The organism is Marinobacter xestospongiae (genome assembly GCF_023156385.1).
Lineage (GTDB): Bacteria > Pseudomonadota > Gammaproteobacteria > Pseudomonadales > Oleiphilaceae > Marinobacter > Marinobacter xestospongiae.
Genome location: NZ_JAKZAK010000030.1, coordinates 12,833 through 33,269, shown reverse-complemented (window position 1 = coordinate 33,269; position 20,437 = coordinate 12,833). Strand labels below are relative to the sequence as shown.

The 20,437-nt window shown below is 64.7% G+C and carries 15 protein-coding genes; 10 read left to right on the top strand and 5 right to left on the bottom strand.

Annotated elements, in window-relative coordinates; all coding sequences use genetic code 11:
* Nucleotides 1-42: 42 nt before the first annotated feature.
* A complete protein-coding gene (locus MLD24_RS18695; RefSeq protein ID WP_227172707.1) occupies nt 43-837 on the top strand; it encodes an ATP-binding protein in 795 nt (264 codons plus the stop codon).
* 7 nt (nt 838-844) lie between these two features.
* Here the strand turns inward: MLD24_RS18695 and MLD24_RS18690 are convergent, their stop codons facing one another.
* From MLD24_RS18690 to pdsR, 3 genes are all read right to left on the bottom strand, one after another.
* Complete coding sequence (locus MLD24_RS18690; protein WP_248168619.1) at nt 845-2,155, bottom strand: DUF3422 family protein; 1,311 nt, start codon at nt 2,153-2,155, stop codon at nt 845-847.
* Between the two features lie 165 nt (nt 2,156-2,320).
* Entirely contained in the window at nt 2,321-4,318 is a 1,998-nt protein-coding gene (locus MLD24_RS18685; RefSeq protein ID WP_248168618.1) for an ATP-binding protein, read from the bottom strand.
* Between the two features lie 3 nt (nt 4,319-4,321).
* Nucleotides 4,322-5,023, bottom strand: a complete 702-nt coding sequence (gene pdsR, locus MLD24_RS18680) for a proteobacterial dedicated sortase system response regulator (protein WP_227172704.1) — start codon at nt 5,021-5,023, stop codon at nt 4,322-4,324.
* A 197-nt stretch (nt 5,024-5,220) separates the two neighbouring features.
* Here pdsR and MLD24_RS18675 point away from each other — a divergent pair, with 197 nt between their 5' ends.
* From MLD24_RS18675 to MLD24_RS18655, 5 genes are all read left to right on the top strand, one after another.
* Nucleotides 5,221-7,368 (top strand): marine proteobacterial sortase target protein, encoded by a 2,148-nt coding sequence (locus MLD24_RS18675; protein WP_248168617.1) that lies wholly within the window; start codon nt 5,221-5,223, stop codon nt 7,366-7,368.
* Nucleotides 7,365-7,964, top strand: a complete 600-nt coding sequence (locus MLD24_RS18670) for a class GN sortase (RefSeq protein WP_248168616.1) — start codon at nt 7,365-7,367, stop codon at nt 7,962-7,964. The genes MLD24_RS18675 and MLD24_RS18670 overlap by 4 nt, the downstream gene beginning before the upstream one ends.
* Nucleotides 7,965-8,073: 109 nt before the next feature.
* A complete protein-coding gene (locus MLD24_RS18665) occupies nt 8,074-8,781 on the top strand; it encodes a lysophospholipid acyltransferase family protein (RefSeq protein ID WP_227172701.1) in 708 nt (235 codons plus the stop codon).
* Nucleotides 8,782-8,872: 91 nt separating this feature from the next.
* The gene (locus MLD24_RS18660; RefSeq protein ID WP_227172700.1) at nt 8,873-9,118 is read left to right on the top strand and encodes a GlsB/YeaQ/YmgE family stress response membrane protein; all 246 of its coding nucleotides are present in this window, start codon (nt 8,873-8,875) and stop codon (nt 9,116-9,118) included.
* 2 nt (nt 9,119-9,120) lie between these two features.
* Nucleotides 9,121-9,522, top strand: a complete 402-nt coding sequence (locus MLD24_RS18655; protein ID WP_248168615.1) for an MAPEG family protein — start codon at nt 9,121-9,123, stop codon at nt 9,520-9,522.
* 69 nt (nt 9,523-9,591) lie between these two features.
* On the opposite strand, the gene MLD24_RS18650 is transcribed toward MLD24_RS18655, so the two are convergent.
* Nucleotides 9,592-10,335, bottom strand: a complete 744-nt coding sequence (locus MLD24_RS18650; protein WP_248168614.1) for an OmpA family protein — start codon at nt 10,333-10,335, stop codon at nt 9,592-9,594.
* Nucleotides 10,336-10,492: 157 nt separating this feature from the next.
* Here MLD24_RS18650 and MLD24_RS18645 point away from each other — a divergent pair, with 157 nt between their 5' ends.
* Nucleotides 10,493-11,953: a rhomboid family intramembrane serine protease gene (locus tag MLD24_RS18645; RefSeq protein ID WP_248168613.1), complete on the top strand. Its 1,461-nt coding sequence runs from the start codon at nt 10,493-10,495 to the stop codon at nt 11,951-11,953.
* A gap of 9 nt (nt 11,954-11,962) precedes the next feature.
* On the opposite strand, the gene MLD24_RS18640 is transcribed toward MLD24_RS18645, so the two are convergent.
* Nucleotides 11,963-13,417, bottom strand: coding sequence for a hypothetical protein (locus MLD24_RS18640; protein ID WP_248168612.1), 1,455 nt, complete (start codon nt 13,415-13,417; stop codon nt 11,963-11,965).
* Nucleotides 13,418-13,580: 163 nt separating this feature from the next.
* Between MLD24_RS18640 and MLD24_RS18635 the strand changes: the two genes are divergently transcribed.
* The 3 genes from MLD24_RS18635 to acnA all read left to right on the top strand — a co-directional run bounded on the left by MLD24_RS18635 (nt 13,581) and on the right by acnA (nt 20,350).
* On the top strand, nt 13,581-15,392 hold the full coding sequence (locus tag MLD24_RS18635; RefSeq protein WP_425562361.1) for an ABC transporter ATP-binding protein: 1,812 nt from the start codon (nt 13,581-13,583) through the stop codon (nt 15,390-15,392).
* Nucleotides 15,393-15,507: 115 nt separating this feature from the next.
* Nucleotides 15,508-17,418 (top strand): methyl-accepting chemotaxis protein, encoded by a 1,911-nt coding sequence (locus tag MLD24_RS18630; RefSeq protein WP_248168611.1) that lies wholly within the window; start codon nt 15,508-15,510, stop codon nt 17,416-17,418.
* Nucleotides 17,419-17,590: 172 nt separating this feature from the next.
* Nucleotides 17,591-20,350 (top strand): aconitate hydratase AcnA, encoded by a 2,760-nt coding sequence (gene acnA, locus MLD24_RS18625; protein WP_248168610.1) that lies wholly within the window; start codon nt 17,591-17,593, stop codon nt 20,348-20,350.
* Nucleotides 20,351-20,437 lie beyond the last annotated feature (87 nt).

Genomic DNA, 20,437 nt, shown 5'->3' with positions numbered 1-20,437 from the left:
AGTGTTCCACATCCCGCCCGGGGAGGAAACAGGAGACCGCCCATGACCCAGCCCAAATCCCCCGACTGGCCCCGTATCGCAGCCGCGGTATGGCGTCGCCATCGTCAGGGCCTCAGGCCGATCCGCCGGCTGGACCCGATCCAGTGGCACCAACTGACCGGCATCGAACGACAGCAGCAGGCCCTGGCCCGCAACACCGAGCGTTTTCTGGCCGGCCAGCCCAGCAACAACGCGCTGCTGTGGGGTGCCCGCGGGACTGGCAAGTCGTCGCTGATCAAGGCACTGCTGAACCGCTATCGCGACCAGGGTCTGCGGATGGTGGAAGTGGACAAGGACGATCTGGTGTTCCTGCCCGAAATTGTCGATGACCTCTGCGAGCAGCCGTTCCGGTTCGTGATCTTCTGTGACGACCTTTCCTTCGAGACCGGTGAGTCCGGCTACAAGGCGCTCAAGAGCGTGCTGGAAGGGTCGTTGGAGTTGCCGCCGGAGAATGTGCGGGTCTATGCCACCTCCAACCGCCGTCACCTGATGCCGGAATACATGGCCGATAACCTCAACAGCCAGGTCCACAACGGCGAACTGCACCCGTCGGAAGCGATCGAAGAGCAGGTCTCGCTGGCGGACCGTTTCGGCCTCCAGCTGTCGTTCTATGCCTTTGCCCAGGACGTCTATCTGCAGGCAGTGGATGCCCTGTTCCCGGCGGTGGCTGACCGGGACGCCCTGCACCGGGAGGCCATTCGCTTTGCCACCAGCCGCGGTGTCCGCAATGGTCGCACCGCCCAGCAGTTCTACCGCCAGTTTGGTGGCGAAACAGCGGACGGTAGTGAGCCGGCCTGAATGGCGGCTACTCCCGCCGGGCCAGCTTGATGAAGTGGTGGTGGATAAAGCGGATGCCGAGGAACACTGCCAGCAGAATCACCGGAATGGCGATGCCCAGCACCAGTGACTTGTTGAAACTGAAGCCGCTGGCGGCGGCGGTGTCCAGGGCCATCTTCAGCAGGCTGATCAGGTAGTAGCTGATGGCCACCACCGAGAAACCTTCCACCGTGTGCTGCATCATCAGCTGAATCTTCGAGCGCCGGTCCATGGAGGCGAGCAGCTGCTGGTTCTGGCTCTGGATCGCCAGCTCGACCCGGGTGCGCATCATGTCCGAGGCACGGTCGACACGGCGTGACAGGTCTTCCAGACGGTCGCCAACGCTTTCGCAGGTCTTCACCGCCGGGGTCAGCCGCCGGGTCATGAACTCGGTGATGGTGAGGTGGCCGGACAGCTCGTCTTCCCGCAGCTCCTCCAGCCGTGTCAGCACCAGGCGGTGATAGGCCCGGGTGGCGGAGAAACGGAAGGTGGACTGGGCGCGGAACGCTTCGATACGAGCGGCGATGTCGGTAAGTTCGGCGAGGATGGCCCTCTCGTCAATCGAGCGGTTGTCTGCCAGAGCCTGGGTTATCTCCGCCAGTTGCTGGTCCATCTCGTTCAGCCTCGGGGTGATGGTGCGGGCCTGGGGCAGGGCCAGCAGGGACATCAGCCGGTAGGTTTCGATTTCCATCAAGCGGTGGGTCAGACGCCCGAGCTGGCTGTTGGAGAGGCTCTGGTTGAGCACCATGAAGCGGCCGAAGCCGTCGCTGTGGAGCTTGAAGCTGCCCCACACCCGGGCCTTGCCTTCCTGGGGACTGCTGCCTACCAGACGTTTGCCCTCAAACCACGGCCGTACCAGCCCGAGATCGTTGTTGGGGCTGCTGTTGACGGTCTGCAGGTCAAGGTGGAACGCCGCCACCACGGTGCCGCTCAGGCGTTCCAGCCAGCCTTTTGGCAGCAGCGATGCACCGGTGTGTTCAAAGGGCCGGTGGTGGGGGCCGGGGGCCAGGTTGATGAAGGTGTAGGAGGCGAACTCCATATGGGTTTCCCGCCGCACCCGCAGGTGGCCAAAGGTGGCCTCGAAGCAGCTGACCTCCGCCGTGGGGGCCGGCTCGCCCAGCAGCACGTGCAGCTCCTGGAGGTGACGAAACTGGGCGTCGCGCTGGTCGTCATCGGTCAGCAGGGCAATGTGAGTCACCGCCGCCGGGCAGGGCAGCACCTGGAATGGCCGCGAGTGCAGCTCGTCGTAGAGTTCTCCCCGCAGGGGATGGAAATTGAGCGTCTGGGGCTGGGAAGTCACGGGGGAGATTCCTTGTTGCTGCGCCGGCTGGATTGACGCCGGACCCGTGCCCTGACCATAGGCGATTACCGCCCCGGGCAGTAGACGACCAGGGTCTTACGACTTTCCGGCAAGGATCGGGACACTAGGACAATCCGCGGGGGCTGGCAAGGGCTGGATTGACGGTCAGGCGTGTCCCGCCTGCGATGGCCTGGGCAACAGGATGCTGAACTCGACGCCGTCATCGGCATTGCTGGCCCGGGCTTCGCCCTGGTGGTGTTCGGCGATCAGTCGCACGATCAGCAGGCCCTGGCCGAGGTGGCCCTCGCCCTTGCTGTCCCGCAGCGACACGAACGGGTTGAAAATCTCGCTGGCCAGCGCGTCCGGCAGGGCGGAGCCCTGGTTGTACACCGCCAGCCGCCAGTGGCCGGGATCGGCGCTCAGGCGGATTTCGATCAGCCCGGCGGTGGGGGTGAAGTCGCGGGCATTGTCCACCAGTTTGTCCAGCAACTGCACCAGCAACTCCGGCGAGCCGTGGAACTGGCAGCCCTGGTCCGGGCCCTGGTACTGGATGCGATGGCCGGGGGACAGCGCCTGGTAGGCATGGGTGGCCTGGGTCGCCACTTCGGCAAGGTCGAAGGGCTCGTGTTCGGCGTGGTCAAAGCTCTGTTCCAGCCGCGCCGCTTCGCTCATGCCCTGGAGGATCTGGCTCAGGCGTTCGGTGGCCTGGCGCACCCGGTCCAGATAGGCCTGCTGGTCTGCCGTCGGACTGGTGTGGGCGAGGTTGTCCAGGGACGAGCGGACAATGGCCACCGGGGTTTTCAACTCGTGGGTGAGGCGGCGGGAAAAGCTCTCCAGGTAGTCGGTGTAGCCCTGCAACTTGTCCATCAACAGACGGAACTGGTGACCCAATTCCGACACTTCGTCGCGGCCCCGTACCGGGGGCAGGGCGGCTATGATCCGGCCGTCCTGGTCGACGCTGCTGCTGACCGCCCGCTGCAACCGTGTGATGCGCCAGGACAGCCAGCTGGAATAGCCCAACAGCACCAGCATCAACGCGATCACCAGCAAGGTACTGCGGGCGATCACCGTTCCCAGGGCGCTGCCGGACAGCGTCAGCAACTGATCCAGCGACTGCACCAGCACCAGCCGGCGGCCATCCGCCAGCGGCTGGCTGACCAGCAGTGCCGGGCCATCGCCATTGTCGATCAGCCCCTGTTCCGGCAATTGTTCGATGGGTTGTCGGTCCGCCAGCAGCGGCCAGCGCGCCGGGCTGGGCTGGTAGAAACGCACCAGCCCCCGCAGGCCATTGAGGCTGATGCGCTCAACGATCTGCAGTGGGCTGAGGCTGTCGAAGTCCGGGGAATCCGGCGCTGCCGGTCGTTCGCTCCAGGCCACCCGCCAACCCGCCGGGTCGAGGATGGCGGCCTGCTGGCCGGGGGCCAGGCCCCGGGTCAGCGCCTGTTCCAGCAGTGGCGCGCGGGTGACCAGCCGTGGCAGCGTGGTCAGGCCGGGGCCATGGCTGGGCGGTACGCCGGCCTGATCCGGCTGGATGATGGCAAAACTGAAGCGCTCACCGGGCTCTGGCCGGGGCAGTTGCAGTTCCAGTTGGTAGCCGTTGCCATGGGCCTGCCAGAAGCCGCGGATGCGGTAGTCGGGGCGGGGATCGTCCTGAGGCTGCCAGCCCACCACAGGCCCGGGTGCCGGGGTGCGGATCAGGCGCTCCACCCGCTCGCCGGAGCGGGTCCACACCAGGCGCAGGTGATCGTGGGGCTGATGCGGCTGCCCCGGATCGAAGTAACGGGGCTGGGGCCGGCGGGCCTTGACCAGTAGATACAGGTGGTCCCGGTCCACCGCCAGTTGCCAGCCCAGTGGGGTATTGGGGTCGTCCAGCGGGCCGTCGTCGAATTCCTCGTCATAGCCGGGCCAGTCGTCACCAAAACCGTCCAGATTGGGGGCGTGGCTGAGGGTGTGGGCAAACAGCGCCGGGGTGCCGTGGAACACCGCCGGCTGGCGTTGCAGCAGCGGATTGGTCTGTACCGCCATGCGTTGGGCCTGCTCCAGCAGCTGGCCCTGGGCCTGCTGGCGCAGGGCGCCGTCAAGTTCCAGCACGAACTGCAGCCCCAGCCAGGGAATCAGCAGGGTCAGCAGGCTGGCAATCAGTAACTGGCGTTTCAGACTCAAGCGTCAGACCTCGTGGGCATTCCAGCGGTAGCCCATGCCGTAGGCGGTCTGGATGCCATCGAAGTCGGCGTCCACCTGCTGGAACTTCCGACGGATGCGCTTGATGTGGGAAGTCACGGTGTTGTCGTCCAGCACCGTGCTGGCGGCGGACATCAACTGGTCGCGGTCGCGGACATGGCCCGGGTGGCGGGCCAGGGAGTGCAGCATCCAGAATTCGGTGACCGTCAGTTCCACCGGCAACTGGTTCCAGGTCACGGTCATCCGATCCACATTGAGGCTCAGACGACCACGCTTGATCACCTCATCAGGCTGTTTCAGCGCCTCGGCCCAGGCGTCGGCGCGCCGCAACAGAGCGGTGATGCGGGCCAGCAGGTGATCCAGGCTCATGTCCTTGGTGACGTAGTCGTCCGCACCCAGGCGCAGACCGTGTACCGAATCGATGTCGCTGTCACGGGCGGTGAGGAAGATGATCGGCAGGGTGGCGGAGCGCTGGCGCAGCTCCTGGCACAGGGCAAAGCCGCCGTCGGGTTCGTCCCCCAGACCCACATCGATGATGGCCAGCTCCGGCAGTTGGGCGCTCAGGGCCAGCAGCGCAGCGGGCCGGTCGCCGTGGGTGGTGACCCGGTAGCCGCGGCGCTCGAGGGCATCGCGATAGTTCTCGCGGATGGCGGGTTCGTCTTCAATCAGGCAGATGTGTCGCTTCATGTCCGTGCGTCGTGTGGGGATGAGTGGTCCTTGGGTGCCTGCTATTAAATCACGGTCGCCCGCGGGCTCAAGGGCATCCCGCCAGCTTGCCACAATTCATCACTTTTCCCCATCGGGCTGCCCCGATTGCGCCACCGGATCGCCGGCTCGGCGGTGTGAAATGAGGTCATCTCATCCATCACGCAAGGAAAGGTACCATGCTACTCGCGGTCAGCATTCCTCCCGCCCGGGTTCCGGCCCGTCCCGCCAAGCCACTGCAGCCCCGTCGTCGGCGTCTGCCACGCTGGAGCGAAGGCGTCGGCCTGTGGTTGTCGATGGCGCTGTTGCTGTTTGTCCAGCCGCTGTTCGCCGACGCCTCGGAAGCCCCGGGCACTGGCGCATTCCACTTCATTGATGGCCAGGGCCAGTGGCAACAGCCAGCCACCCTGCTGACCACCGACTACCAGGTGACCGTCAGCGGGCTGATTGCCGACACCCGGCTGGTGCAGAAGTTCGCCAACACCAGCCAGCAGTGGCAGGAGGGGGTGTTCGTGTTCCCGCTGCCGGAGGACGCCAGCGTCTACGGCCTCACCATGATCGCCGGTGAGCGGGTGATCGAAGGCGAGATCCATACCCGCCAGGAGGCCAAACGCCAGTACCAGCAAGCCCGGGACGAAGGGCGCCAGGCCGCGACCGTGGAACAGCAGCGGCCCAACCTGTTCACCACCCGGCTAGCCAACATTCCCCCCGGTGAGGCGGTGTCAGTGGAACTGCGTTACCAGCAGGCGGTGCGCTATCAGTCCGGTGAGTTTGAACTGCGCCTGCCCACCACGCTGACACCCCGCTACATGCCGGGCAAACCGCTGACCGAGCAGTCCACCCAGTGGCAACAGGGCTGGGCCACCGCTACCACCGAGGTACCGGATGCCGACCAGATCAGCCCGTTCACCGTCAGCCAGAACGATGTTCCGGCCGGCAGCCACCAGGCCAGTGTGCGACTGACCCTCAACGCCGGTCTGCCGATCGGCAACGTCACCAGCCCCAGTCATGGCCTAAACAGCACCTGGAACGGTGACCAGGTGGTGGTGGCGCCGACCCAGGGCGCGATTGCAATGGACCGCGACCTGGTGGTGCGCTGGACGCCGGTGCGTGGCCAGGCACCGGCCGCCGCCCTGTTCCGCGAACACTGGCAGGGTGAAGAGTACCTGCTGGCGATGCTGGTGCCGGGGCAGCAACAGGCCCGGAGCCTACCCCGGGAACTGGTGTTCGTGATTGATACCTCCGGCTCGATGGCCGGTGAATCGATTCGTCAGGCCAAGGCCTCGTTGCTGCGAGGGCTGGATACCCTGCAGCCGGAAGACCGCTTCAACGTGATCCAGTTCAACAGTCAAACCCAGGCCCTGCACATGGCGTCAGTACCGGCGTCGGCCACCAACCTGGCGCGGGCACGGCGCTACGTTCAGGACCTGCATGCCGACGGCGGCACCGAAATGGCACCGGCGCTGGACGCCGCGCTGCTTGCCGACGCCGACGATGAAGACCGCAGCGGCTATGTTCGGCAGGTGGTGTTCATGACCGACGGTGCGGTGGGTAACGAAGCGGCCCTGTTCAGCCAGATTCAGCGCCAGCTGGGGCGTAGCCGGTTGTTCACGGTGGCGATTGGATCGGCGCCCAACATGCACTTCATGCGTGAGGCCGCCCGCTTTGGCCGCGGGACCTACACCGCCATCAGTGACCTGGCGGACGTCTCTGGACCGCTGGACACACTGTTTGCCAAGATGCAGGCGCCGGTGATGACCGACATTGCCAGCCAGTGGCCGGATGGGGTGTCGGAGCAGGAGGCGCTCCCCCAGCGACCGGGCGACCTGTTTCTGGGTGAACCGCTGATCCAGGTGGTGCGGGCATCTGACGGCGAAGGCCTGGAAGGCACTCTGGAGGCGTCCGGCCGGCTGCCGGATGGTACCCGCTGGCAGCAGTCGCTCGATCTTGTGCAAGCAGCGCCGGGGCAGGGCCTGCACCGCTACTGGGCGGCGGAGAAGATCGACAGCCTGATGGACCAGTCGCTGTCCGGGCAGGTGGGTTCTGAAATTCGTGACCAGGTCACCGAGCTGGCACTGGCCCATCGCCTGGTGACCCGTTTCACCAGCTTTGTGGCGGTGGACCGTACCCCGGTCCGTCCAATGAACCAGGCTCTGGCCAAGGATCAGGTGCCGACCCTGCTACCGGATGGCAGCCAGCCGGGGATGATACGTTACCCCCAGACCGCCACCTGGTCTCCGCTGCTGTTGACGTCGGGGCTGCTGGGACTGGTGCTCAGTGGGCTGGCGGGGCTGTTCCGGCGCCGCCGGGCGGGAGTCCGGTCATGAGCGGGCGCTGGTTGACGGTGGTGGCGCTGGCGTCGCTGATGCTGGTGGTGGCGGGGTTGTGGATTCCCGCCAAGGCAATGCTGGCCCAGGAGCTGCTGGAAATGGCCTGGTCGGAAAGCCGGGCCCGGCAGACCGACGCCAAACCCTGGCCCTGGGCCGACACCTGGCCGGTGGCCCGCCTGGCGCTGCCGGACGAGGATCTGTCCTGGATCGTGTTGGACGGTGTCCATGGCGAAAGCCTCGCCTTTGGCCCTGGCCTGGTGCGCACCGGTGATCACGGACCGGTGATGATCGCCGGCCATCGTGATACCCATTTTCGGGCGCTGGAGGCGATGGCTGCCGGTACCCGGCTGCAACTGCAGCAGCGGGACGGCCAGTGGCAGGATTACCAGGTGGCGTCGATCCGTATCGTCGACAGTCGTCAGGAGGGGGTGGATCTCAATGCCCTGGGTCCGGACGGCCTGTTGCTGGTGACCTGCTACCCCTTCGACAGCCTCAATACCAACGGCCCGCTGCGGTACGTGGTCGAGGCCCAGCGGGTCACTACCGCAGTGCCGGAGGTGGCCTCGGTGGCACACGCTGTAACGGACAGCTGAGCACTTTTGGCGTACACTTGTTCGCCCTGTGGACCCCGTCCCGGCCCGACCATTGCCCTGGTCCGGTCGCGACGGGGTTTGTGTTTGGTTATCAAGTGGACAACGTGCAATGGGTGTGGTGCGAAAATTTCTGGCCTGGTTGATGGTGCCGGTGGTGTGTCTGTTGGGATTGGCGATTTGCCTGGCCCGGCCCTTCAATCCGGAGAATAACCGCGTCCTTGGCCGCTGGCTGGCCCGTCTTGGCCGGCGGATTCTGGGGCTGAAGCGTCCCCTGGATGGCTGGCAGCACATGCCCCACGACCGTCCCACCGTGATCATCGCCAATCACCAGCACAACGATGACCTGTTCGTACTGGGGGATTTGCTGCCACCGCGGGCGGTTACGGTGGGCAAGTCCGCCCTGGTCTGGGCACCGTTCTTTGGCCAGGTGTTCTGGCTGGGGGGCAATGTGCTGATCAATCGCGCCAAGTCCCATAAAGCGGTGGCGGCGATGCAGGCCACCAGCGAAGCCATCACCCGCGAGCACAAGAGCCTGTGGATCTTCCCCGAAGGCACCCGCAGTCACGGTGCCGAGCTGGGTCGTTTCAAGAAAGGCGCCTTTCACGCCGCGGTCGCTGCCGGCGCCCCCATCACCATGGTCTGTGCCCAGCCCTATCACGGTCGCACCGAAGGCGCGCTGGGGCGCTACCAGTCGGTTGCTGTCCGTATTCTGCCGCCGGTGGAAACCACCGGCCTCACCAACGCCGACATTCCCGAGCTGATGGAACGCTGCCGTCACCAGATGGCGGAGGTTATCGCCGAGTTGGCGAGCCACTGACCCTTAACCGTTCGTCATTGCGGAACTGCTTGAAGCAGCGTGAAAATCGCGGCAGTCTTGAAGCCCATGGAGACGACTCGGGAGGTCGCGGATGATGAATCTGATCCTGTTTCTGATTATTGGTGGCGTCGCCGGCTGGCTGGCCGGGCTGATCATGAAAGGCCGTGGTTTCGGCGTGCTGGCGAATGTGGGGATCGGCATCGTCGGTTCGTTCGTGGGCGGCATTGTGTTCCGGCTGCTGGGGCTGGCGTCCCAGGGGGCGGTGGGTGAGCTGGTCACCGCGACGGTAGGGGCGGTGCTGCTGCTGTTCCTGGTGGGCAAACTGAAGAAGGGTTGACGATGATTCTACCGGTGTCGGCGGTCTTCGCCTGTGTCTGCACCATTCTGCTGGTGTTGTTGTCCGTGCGGGTGGCGATGTTCCGGCTGCGTCACAAGAAAGGCGTCGGTGTGACCGACAATCGGGATTTCGAAGCGGCGGTACGGGCCCAGGCCAACCTGACCGAGTACGCCCCCATTGCGTTGATCCTGCTGGCCATCGGCGAGCTCAACGGGGTCATGGTGGAGTGGATCTACGCTCTGGGGATGGCGTTCGTGTTGGGGCGCTTCCTGCACGCCTGGGGCATGATCCAGGGTCGCGGTGGTGCCCACCCGGCGCGACTGGGCGGTATCCTGCTGACCTGGCTGGCACTGCTGGCGATGGTGGTGGCGGTGATGCTGAACGTCTTTCAGGCCAATTACTGATCACTGGCCGCAGTTCCCTTCAAGCACAGCCGATGGCACCGGGGCGGCCGGTGCCATCGCCGCCATTTCTCACTGGGCCTTGGCAAGGCGCTCGTTGTGGTACTCCAGCTCCAACCGGCGGTTGGCGGAGTGGTCGTCAGGCCGGGCCAGTGGCCGACTGCTGCCCCAGGCGCTGATCTGCACCTGAGCTTCCCGGACTCCCTCCTCTTTCAACAGCTTGGCCACCGCGTTGGCGCGCAATCGTGACAGGAAGGTGTTGTAGTCAGCGGCACCGAAACTGTCGGTATGGCCGTGAATTCGCACCGTCACCTCCGGATGGGCCCGCAGATAGGCGGCGTGCTGGCGCAGGATCGCTTCGTCCTCGTCACTGAGCTGGTGCTTGTCGAAACCGTAGTGGAAGCGCAGGCGGTGGGGCTTGCGTGGGCCTTCTTCAACGGCATCGGCGGCGAGGGTGGCGGCCGCATCCAGGTGGGCGGATTGGGCAAGCAGTTCCGGGTTGTCCAGTACGAGCACTGTCATCTCTGTTTCCTCTGTCGGGTGGTCCGCCGATTGTTGTTGTTTGTTATCACTATTGGCGTTCGCGGCTGATGCGGCAATTGGAGAATGGTCGAGTATTGGCGCGGGATCGGCTGGCTCGACCTGAACGGCGGTGGGTGCCTTGGCGACGGTCTCGATCTGTGGCTCATGGCTGCTGCACCCGATCAGGCTGGTGGCCAGCAGCACCCCGCAGGCACTGCGCCAGCCCACCTTCCCCAGTAGCGAGCCTGCCAGCCGGGGTGATTGAACGCGATGGATATGACGGTTGTGTGACATGGTGTGTTCTCCTGAGGCGAATGGACGGTTGTGCCGGCTCGTTGCGCTGAGGTGCACAACCTCGGCTGTCAGGAGGTATTTCAACGCGAAATGCTGTCGTTGCTGTGGTACAAAAGCGGACGCACCCCGACCGAACTGTGATGAATTGTGACCGCCCATGCTGATTGTCCCCGCCGAAAACACCATTAACTGGAAACGTCCGCCCCTGGCCACCCTCGGCCTGATGCTGGCCTGCCTGCTGATTTTCCTGTTCTACCAGGGCAAGGACCCGCGCCTGCAGCAGGCCGCGCTGGAGCACTACCTGGAGGCGGACCTGCTGACCCTGGAAGCGCCTGTGTACGAGACCTACCTGGAGCGCCAGATCGGAATGGCCGGGGAATCCGACCGGGTGCATGAGCTGCAGGCGTTCCAACAAGCGCTGGTGGACGGAGAGGATCAGTGGGTGGCAGCGACGCTGCTGTTTAACCCGCCGTTCCACCAATACATGGAAGACAACCTCGATATTCTGCTGGCCAGTGCCGACCGGCGATACTGGCAGCAACACCACGACCAGATCCAGAGCGACTACCTGGACCGCCTCAGCGCCAACGAGTTGGGCCTCAAGCCTGCCGAGCTGACACCGTCCACCCTGATTGCCTACCAGTTCCTGCACGGCGGCTGGGGGCATCTGATCGGTAACATGGTGTTCCTGTTCCTGCTCGGGTTTACCGTCGAGAAAGCCCTCGGCGTGGGTCGCTATCTGTTGTCCTATCTGGTGTGCGGGGTACTGTCAGGGCTGGTGTACACGGTTTTCTCCCTCGGCAGCACGGTGCCGCTGGTGGGGGCTTCCGGCTCCATCTCCGGGCTGATGGGGATGTATGTGGCGATCTATGGCCTGCAACGCATCCGCTTTTTCTATTTTCTCGGTGTGTACTTCAACTATTTCCGGGCGCCTGCGCTGGCGCTGTTGCCGGTCTGGTTGGGCAAGGAGATTTACGACTACTGGTTCGCCGGTGCCACCGGGGTGGCTTACATGGCTCACGCCGGCGGGTTGGTGGCGGGCGCTGGCATCATCCTGCTGTTGGGCAAGAGCTGGCTGCAGGTGCGGGAGTCGTTCTACGAGCCGGAGCAGGAGGAAATCGACGACCGCTTTACCCAAGGGTACGGCCAGGCCATGGCGACCCTGGCGCGGATGGAGTTCGACCAGGCCCGGTTGCAGTTTGAGGCGCTGTGGCAGCGCTACCCGGAACGCATCGTGTTGCTGGAGCACCTGTACCAGCTTGCCAAGTTGCGTCCGGATCAGGAAGCCTATCGTGATCGCACCCGCGAACTGATGGGGCAGTTGCTGACCCAGAAGCAGCCCGAGCGCATGGTGGAGGTGTGGCAGGAATTCCTCGGCAAGGGCGAGAGCCACCACCCGCTGGCGGCGGAGGACCACAACCGCATCCTGTTCGCCTGCCTGCGGGCCGATGACCTGAAACAGGCCGAGAAGGCCTTCGAGCGGCTGCGCCACTGCAGCGGCGAAGGCGTGCTGGTGGAAGAGGCCTGCCGGCTGCTGGCGGATGAATTCGACAAGCGCCAGATGGCGCCCCGGGCCAACCATTACCGCCAGATCCTGACGGCCCTGCCGCCGGCCTGAGCCGGCTCCTTAGCCGTCGACGGTAAAGCTCGCTTTCGGGCCTTTCAGGGGCTCGCGGCGGGCGGCCTGTTCCAAGTAGCTGTCCAGCCCAGCGGCCTGGGGGTGATCCCCACACTGTTTTTTGACGAATCCCAGGAAGGCGCTGGCCTTTTCCCACTGCTTGAGGCCGTTGGCCAGTACCTGCGCGGCGAGGATGTAGGCTGTGGCCAGCTGGTCACTGTCCGGGAAGCGCTTGTGGAAATCCAGCAGCTGCTTGAGCGCGCGGCGGTAGCTGCCGTGCTGGTACAGACTGCGGCTGCAGCGGACCGCGAGCACCGGGTCGTCGATGCGAAAGCCGGGCTCGACCCGCTCCAGGGCGTCCAGCATGTCGACCAGGCCGGCGCCGTCGTTGCGGTCGGCGAGCCAGCCCAGCAGGCGGCCGTGGTAGCGGTACAGCTCCGCGTCGTCCTGACGGGCACAGAGCAGCCGGTAGAACTGTTCCAGGCGCTTGGGGTCCTGGGGGTTGCGCTTGAGGGCCTCTTTGAGATTGCCCTGGACCCGGTCGTAACGGCCGTCCTTGAGGTCCATGTCGATGTCGGCATCCAGCCGCTGGCTGCGGTCGCGGTGGTTGTCGGCACTCTGATCCTGGTCGTCCTGCAGGTCGCTGGCGAACCCCAGTTCCTCCTGGTACTGGAACAGCAGGTAGCCCAGCATATGGAACAGGATCAGGGTAAAGGTACTGTTAAGAAAACCGGACAGCGGCATCGCCAGCCAGGGCGCGAAATGGGTTACGGCAAAGTCCTGGGCCGCGCCCGACGCCAGGGTCAGCAGGATCAGGTAGCCGTACAGCAGGAAGTAGGGCCAGCCGATGCGGGAAATCAGCGCCGCCAGGTTGAGCGGGTTGACCGCCGCTCCCACCGACTGTTCCATGGCCAGCACCATGATGCTGGCGGGAATGGCGAGCACCACCAGGGCCAGGGCGAACAGTCCCAGAATCGGGCCCGCCAGCATGCCGGCGGCGGCCACCAGGCCCCCGAACAGCACAAACACCAGCAACTGGAGGAACACGATGCCAAAACCGTCACCGGTGAAGGCCACCGCCAGTGGTGGCGGTTTCATGTGGCCCTCGGCGGTGTGGTTGATCACCGTGTAGGTGTACTTCAGAAGCGCCACGAACAGCACCAGGCTGACAATTAGCCCCACCAGGCTGGCGGACAGCATCAGCGGCACCAGCGTGCAGATGGCGATCACCAGCAGGGGATCGAAGTGGAAGGGGTAGCGGAAAAAGGCCCCCAGCCGGTTCCAGAACGGCTCCACCGCGGTGGCCGCGCCCAGGTAACGCATGCTGCGATTGCAGCGGGGACACAGCCCATGCTGTTTCTTGCTGTCGGCATCGGGCATGCAGCGGTTACAGTAGTGGATCTGGCAGTCGCCGCAGTGCCACTTGGCGGGGGCGCCGGGATGGTAATGGCAGTCGTGTTTCACGGTACGGGTGCGCGTCCTGTCGTCAAAAGGGGTAGGTTCCGCTCGCCATGATCGCAGAAGCGCGGGTTGTGCTCCACTGCCAGACCCACAAAATCCGGCCCGAGGTGACCATGGGCTGTCAGGAGGAAGGTTGAAGAACTCAAACGACGTTGCACTCCAGGCCGTGACGGCCACCGATCAGGCCGCCGGTAACGCCCCCCAAGGCTACGACTGGCGTGGCATTGCCCGGCTGGCGTTACGGCATCGGGGCCGGCTGGTGCGGGCTAACCTGCTGGCGATTCTGGCCACCATGGTGAGTGTTCCCATTCCGCTGCTGTTGCCGGTGTTGGTGGACGAGGTGCTGCTGGAGGAGAGCGGGCCGGTGCTGCCGGCCATGGATACCCTGCTGCCGACAGCATGGCAGCAGCCCGTGGCCTACATCGCAATGATGGTGGTGGCGGCGTTGCTGCTGCGGCTACTGGCGCTGAGTTTCAACGTGCTGCAGTCGCGGGAGTTCTCCAAGATCTCCAAGGATGTGGTGTTCCGTATCCGCTCCCAGTTGCTGGGGCGGCTGCAACGGGTGTCGATGGCAGAGTACGAGACCCTGGGCTCGGGGGCGGTCAGCAGTCATTTCGTTACCGATCTGGACACCGTCGACAAGTTCCTCGGTACCACCATCAGCCGCTTCCTGGTGGCCAGCCTGACGGTGGTGGCCACCGCCACCATCCTGCTGTGGGTACACTGGCAACTGGCGCTGCTGATCCTGCTGTTCAACCCGCTGGTGATCTTCGCCACCATGCGCATCGGCAAGCGGGTCAAGGAACTGAAGCGGGAGGAGAACCAGGCCTATGAGGTGTTCCAGGGGGCACTCACGGAAACCCTCGATGCCATCCACCAGTTGCGGGCGGCCAACCGCGAGCCCCATTACCTGCGCCAGCTGGTGGGCCGGGCCCGCACCGTACGGGACCACGCCATCCAGTTCGAATGGCGCAGCGACGCCGCCGCCCGGGCCAGCTTTGCCCTGTTCCAGTTTGGCGTCGACGTATTCCGCGCCGCGGCGATGGTGACGGTGCTGCTGAGTGATCTCAGCATCGGCATGATGTTCGCGATCTTTGGCTATCTCTGGTTCATGCTCACGCCGGTGCAGGAAATCCTCAACATGCAGTACGCCTTCTACGCCGCCAATGCCGCCCTGGGCCGCATCAACCGGCTGCTGGCACTGAAACAGGAACCCCGCTACCCGGCGCTGGAAAACCCTTTCCGTGATCGTCACACCGTCAGCCTGACGTTGCGGGATGTGCACTTCCACTACGGCGACGGTGAACCGGTCCTGCGGGGCATCGATCTGCATCTGGCGCGGGGGGAAAAGGTGGCGGTGGTCGGCGCCAGTGGCGGCGGCAAGTCGACCCTGGTGCAGGTGATCCTGGGTATGTACACCCCCGATCGCGGCGAGGTGCTGATCGATGGTGTGCCGGTTCAGCGGGTCGGACTGGACTGCCTGCGGGAGCACGTGGCCACAGTGCTGCAGCATCCGGCCCTGTTCAACGACAGCATCCGCCAGAACCTGACGCTGGGGCGGGAGCGACCGGATGAAGCGCTGTGGCAGGCGCTGGAGATCGCCCAGCTTGCCGACACCGTAGCAGCGATGCCGGAGCAGCTGGACACCCTGGTGGGGCGCCAGGGCGTGCGCCTGTCCGGTGGCCAGCGCCAGCGTTTGGCCATAGCCCGCATGGTGTTGTCGGACCCGTCCATTGTGATCCTCGATGAGGCGACCTCGGCACTGGATGCGGAAACCGAGTTCCAGCTTCATCAGGCGCTGTCGGCTTTCCTCAGCCAGCGCACCACGCTGATCATCGCCCACCGGCTCAGCGCGGTGAAGCAGGCGGACCGGGCTTATGTGTTTGAGGATGGCCAGATCATCGAAGAGGGTCATCACGACGAACTGATCGCCCGCCAGGGCCTGTATGCCCAGCTGTACGGTGATCGTCAGCACTGAACACCGGGTTTTCTGCCATCCCTCCTGACCCCGGTCAGTGCCAGCGCGCCAAGCCTGACTATACTGACCGGGACATCCCTTTCCTTGCCGTATTCCAGGAGCCCGCCAAGCCGTTATGAGTATTCGCCTGAAATTGATCGTTGGTATGGGCGCCGCGCTGCTGATCAGCGCCGCGACCCTGATCGCACTGAACATCTGGCAGATGAACGGTGTGCTGGACCGCTATTTGTTGCGCTCGGCGCTGCCGTCCAGCGTTGAAGCCATCGCCAACTCGGTGGAACGGGACATGCAACCGGCCATCACCGCTTCCCAGATGATCGCCGACAATGCCTTCCTGCACGATTGGATTCGCCAGGGCGAGGCCGCCACCCAGCTGGACCCGGTCAGCCGTTTTCTGGAGCGGGTTCGCCAGCGTGTTGGTGCGGACTCGGCGCACTTTGTCTCCGCGGCCAGCAACCGCTACTACACCCAGGATGGCATCGAACGCACCGTTCGTCGGGGCCAGGATGACTGGTTCTACGGCTTCCTCAACAGTGGCCGGGATCTGGCGCTGGCGCTGGATGTGGACAAGGCCAGTGGCAAGCCCACCCTGTTCATCAACGTTCGCATGGCGGACCGGGGGGAAGCGCTGGCGGTCACCGGAATTGGGATTGGCCTGCAGCGCATGGCCGAGCGAATCCGCGAGTTCCGTTTTGGCGACTCCGGCATTGTCTACCTGGTGTCGGCGTCAGGACAGGTCAACATCCATCCGCAACTGGCCCGCACCGGTGGCCAGTTGAAAAACATGATGCCGGCAGCGGCCGCCGCCGAGATCACCGGCCAGGACCGTTACACCCTGGTGGAGTTCCAGCGTGACGGTGACGATTTCATTGCCGCCAGTCAGCCCCTGAACCTGGGGGACTGGCGGGTTGTGGTGGAAGTGCCATCGGCAGAAATCTATGGTGCCCTGGCTGAGGCCACCACCCTGGCACTGGTGGCCGGGGGCTTGGTGGCTGCGGTGTTCCTGGGGCTGGTGGCGCTGGTGGCTACCAAGATGACCCAGCCGTTGACCCGGGTCACCCGGGCGCTCAAGGACATCGGCAAGGGCGGGGGTGATCTTACCCAGCGCCTTGACGTGGACAGCGAGGACGAGCTGGGGGAACTGGCCGAAGGTTTCAACAGTTTTGTCGGTTCCCAGCACGAGATGATCCTGGCGTTGCTGGAGACCGCCCACCGGTTGCAGGCGTTTGTCGAGCAGATTTCCGAGGTGATCGCCGCCAACAGCACCCGGGCCGGAGAGCAGAGCCGGCTGACCGAGTCGGTGGCGACAGCGGTCTATGAGATGGAAACCACGGTGCAGGAGATTGCCCGTAACGCCAACGATACCGCCGCCCAACTGGAGGCCATGGGCCAGCATGCCGGCGCCATCCGCAGTGACATGGCCAGTTCGGTGGCCCAGGTCAGCGGAATGGCCGGGGACATCCGCGATTCCGCCACCGCCATCCAGCAGCTCGCCACCGAGGTGGAGGACATTGGGCGGGTGATCGACGTCATCAATGACATTTCCGACCAGACCAACCTGTTGGCACTGAACGCCGCCATCGAAGCGGCCCGCGCCGGAGAGCACGGTCGTGGTTTCTCGGTGGTGGCCGATGAGGTGCGTGGTCTGGCCCAGAAAACCCAGAGTTCAACCCAGGAGATCCGCGCCATCATTGAGCGCCTGCAGAGCGGCTCCAGTCGCGCGGTGTCGGCGATGGCGGCGGGGGAGCAGGCCACTGGCGAGACGGTGGCCACCTCCGAGCGCATGGGCGAGGCCCTGGACCAGATTGGCGACAGCGTCGAACAGATCGTGGGCATGAGCCAGCAGGTGGCGGCGGCAACCGAGGAACAGAGTTCGGTTACCGCAGAGATCAGCCGCAACGTCCAGAATATCTCCGAGCTGAGCGGCCGTTCCAGCGACGACATGGCAGCCTGTCACCGGGAAGTGGACGATCTGCGCCGATTGGCGGATGAGCTGGCGGCGAAGATGCAGGCCTTCAAGCTCTAAGGGTTAGTCAGAAGTACCCTGGACTCATCGGCGCTGCGGCGCGTCGCGACGCCGGCCCATTCAGCGCGGCTATGGTGGCTATAAGCCCGGTGACTTTGACCTGGCGCGCGGCCGTCCCAATAGTAGGAACATGGTTGAACCCGACCCCGACCAGATACGGAGGATGTGCACCATGGCAACGCAAGCGAGCAATCCCGACAGTCTGCAGACCCTGAGCCAGCTGGACGTGGCTGGCCAGACTTACCATTACCACAGCCTGCCCAAGGCGGCCCGTGCCCTGCCGGGCCTGGAGCGACTGCCGTTCTCACTGAAAGTGCTGCTGGAGAACCTGTTGCGGCATGAGGATGGCGATACCGTCACCCGCCAGCATCTGGAGGCCATGGCGCAGTGGCTGGACAGCCGTCACTCCGACACCGAAATCCAGTACCGGCCGGCGCGGGTGCTGATGCAGGATTTCACCGGCGTGCCTGGCGTCGTCGACCTGGCGGCGATGCGTGAGGCGGTGGCTGCGGCGGGCAAGGACCCTGCGCTGGTCAATCCGCTATCGCCTGTGGATCTGGTCATCGACCACTCGGTGATGGTGGACAAGTTCGGTGACGCCTCGGCCTTTCGTGACAACGTCACCATCGAAATGGAACGCAACCGCGAGCGTTATGAGTTCCTGCGCTGGGGCCAGCAGGCGTTCGACAACTTCCGGGTGGTACCGCCGGGCACCGGCATCTGCCATCAGGTTAATCTGGAATACCTCGGCAAGACGGTCTGGACCCGCGATATCGACGGCAAGACCTACGCCTTCCCTGACACCCTGGTGGGCACCGATTCCCACACCACCATGATCAATGGTCTCGGCATCCTGGGCTGGGGCGTGGGCGGCATCGAAGCGGAAGCGGCGATGCTGGGACAGCCGGTGTCGATGCTGATTCCGGAAGTGGTTGGGTTCAAGATCACCGGCAAACTGCGGGAAGGCATCACCGCCACCGACCTGGTGCTGACGGTCACCGAAATGCTCCGCAACCACGGCGTGGTGGGCAAGTTCGTCGAGTTCTATGGCGATGGCCTCAAGGACATGCCAGTGGCTGATCGAGCCACCATAGCCAATATGGCCCCGGAGTACGGCGCCACCTGTGGCTTTTTCCCGGTGGACGAGCAGACCCTGGCGTACCTGCGGCTGACCGGTCGTGAAGCCCACCAGATCGAGCTGGTGGAGGCCTACGCCAAAGCCCAGGGGTTGTGGCGGGAACCCGGCCAGGAGCCGGCCTACACCACCACCCTGGCACTCGACATGGGCGAGGTGGAAGCCAGCCTGGCCGGTCCCAAGCGGCCTCAGGACCGGGTGGCGCTGAGCCAGATGAAGTCGGCCTTTGAACTGCTGATGGAGACCAACGAAGGTCCGGCGGCGGAGTCCGACAGCCGCCTGCAATCGGAAGGCGGCCAGACCGCGGTCGGGGTGGAGAAAAGCTATCGTCACGCCGCCAGCCAGCCTTTCCAGCTCAACGGCGAGGAGCTGCACCTGGACCCAGGCGCGGTGGTCATCGCCGCCATCACCTCCTGTACCAACACCTCCAACCCCAGTGTGATGATGGCCGCAGGCCTGCTGGCCGAGAAGGCCGTGGCCCGGGGGCTGCAAACCAAGCCCTGGGTCAAGACCTCGCTGGCGCCCGGCTCCAAGGTGGTGACCGACTACCTGCGGGTCGGCGGTTATCAAGAGGTTCTCGACCAGTTGGGCTTCAACCTGGTGGGCTATGGTTGCACCACCTGCATCGGCAACTCCGGGCCGTTGCCCGATCCCATCGAACAGGCCATCGACAAGGGCAACCTGACGGTGGCCTCGGTACTGTCGGGCAACCGCAACTTTGAGGGCCGGGTGCACCCGCTGGTAAAGACCAACTGGTTGGCATCACCGCCCTTGGTGGTGGCGTTTGCCCTGGCCGGCAATGTCCGGGTGGACCTGTCCCGCGATCCGCTGGGCGTGGATCGGGATGGCAAGCCGGTGTACCTCAGGGAGCTGTGGCCGAGCCAGGATGAGATCGCCGAGGCGGTGGCAAAAGTGGAAACCGAGATGTTCCACAAAGAGTACGGCGAGGTGTTTGAAGGCGACGACACCTGGCGCTCGATCCAGGTGCCCGATGCCAAGGTCTATGAGTGGACCGAAGCGTCCACCTACATCCAGCATCCGCCCTTTTTCGAAGGCATGGGGGCGGAGCCGGAACCGGTGGATGATATCCACGACGCCCGCATTCTGGCGCTGCTGGGGGATTCGGTGACCACCGATCACATTTCGCCGGCAGGGGCGATCAAGGCCGACAGCCCGGCCGGACGGTATCTGCAGGATAAGGGCGTCCAACCCCGCGACTTCAACTCCTACGGCTCCCGGCGGGGCAACCACGAAATCATGATGCGGGGCACCTTCGCCAATGTCCGCATCCGCAACGAAATGCTGGACGATGTGGAAGGTGGCTTCACCCGCCACATCCCCAGTGGCAAGCAGATGGCGATCTACGACGCCGCCATGACCTACGCCGATGACCATACGCCGCTGGTGGTGATCGCCGGCAAGGAGTACGGCACCGGCTCCAGCCGTGACTGGGCCGCCAAGGGCACCCGCCTGCTGGGGGTCCGGGCGGTGGTGGCGGAATCGTTCGAGCGAATCCACCGTTCCAACCTGATTGGCATGGGGGTGATGCCGCTGCAGTTCACCGAGGGCGTCAGCCGTCAGTCGCTGAAACTGACCGGCGAGGAAACCATCACCATCACCGGTATGGCCGGGAATCCGGAGCCGGCCGCCAGCCTGACCATGACGGTAACGTACCCGGATGGTCGCGAAGAACGCTGCCAGCTGCTGTCGCGGATTGATACCGCCAACGAGGCGACCTACTTCCGCCACGGCGGCATCCTGCATTATGTGATCCGGGAGATGATTTCGGCGGATTGAGCCTTAAGTGCGGTCGTCACCACCCGGCAGGCACGCTATAGTTTGGCCAGAGACCGGCCCGATCCAGCGGAGTGGATCGGGCAGCGT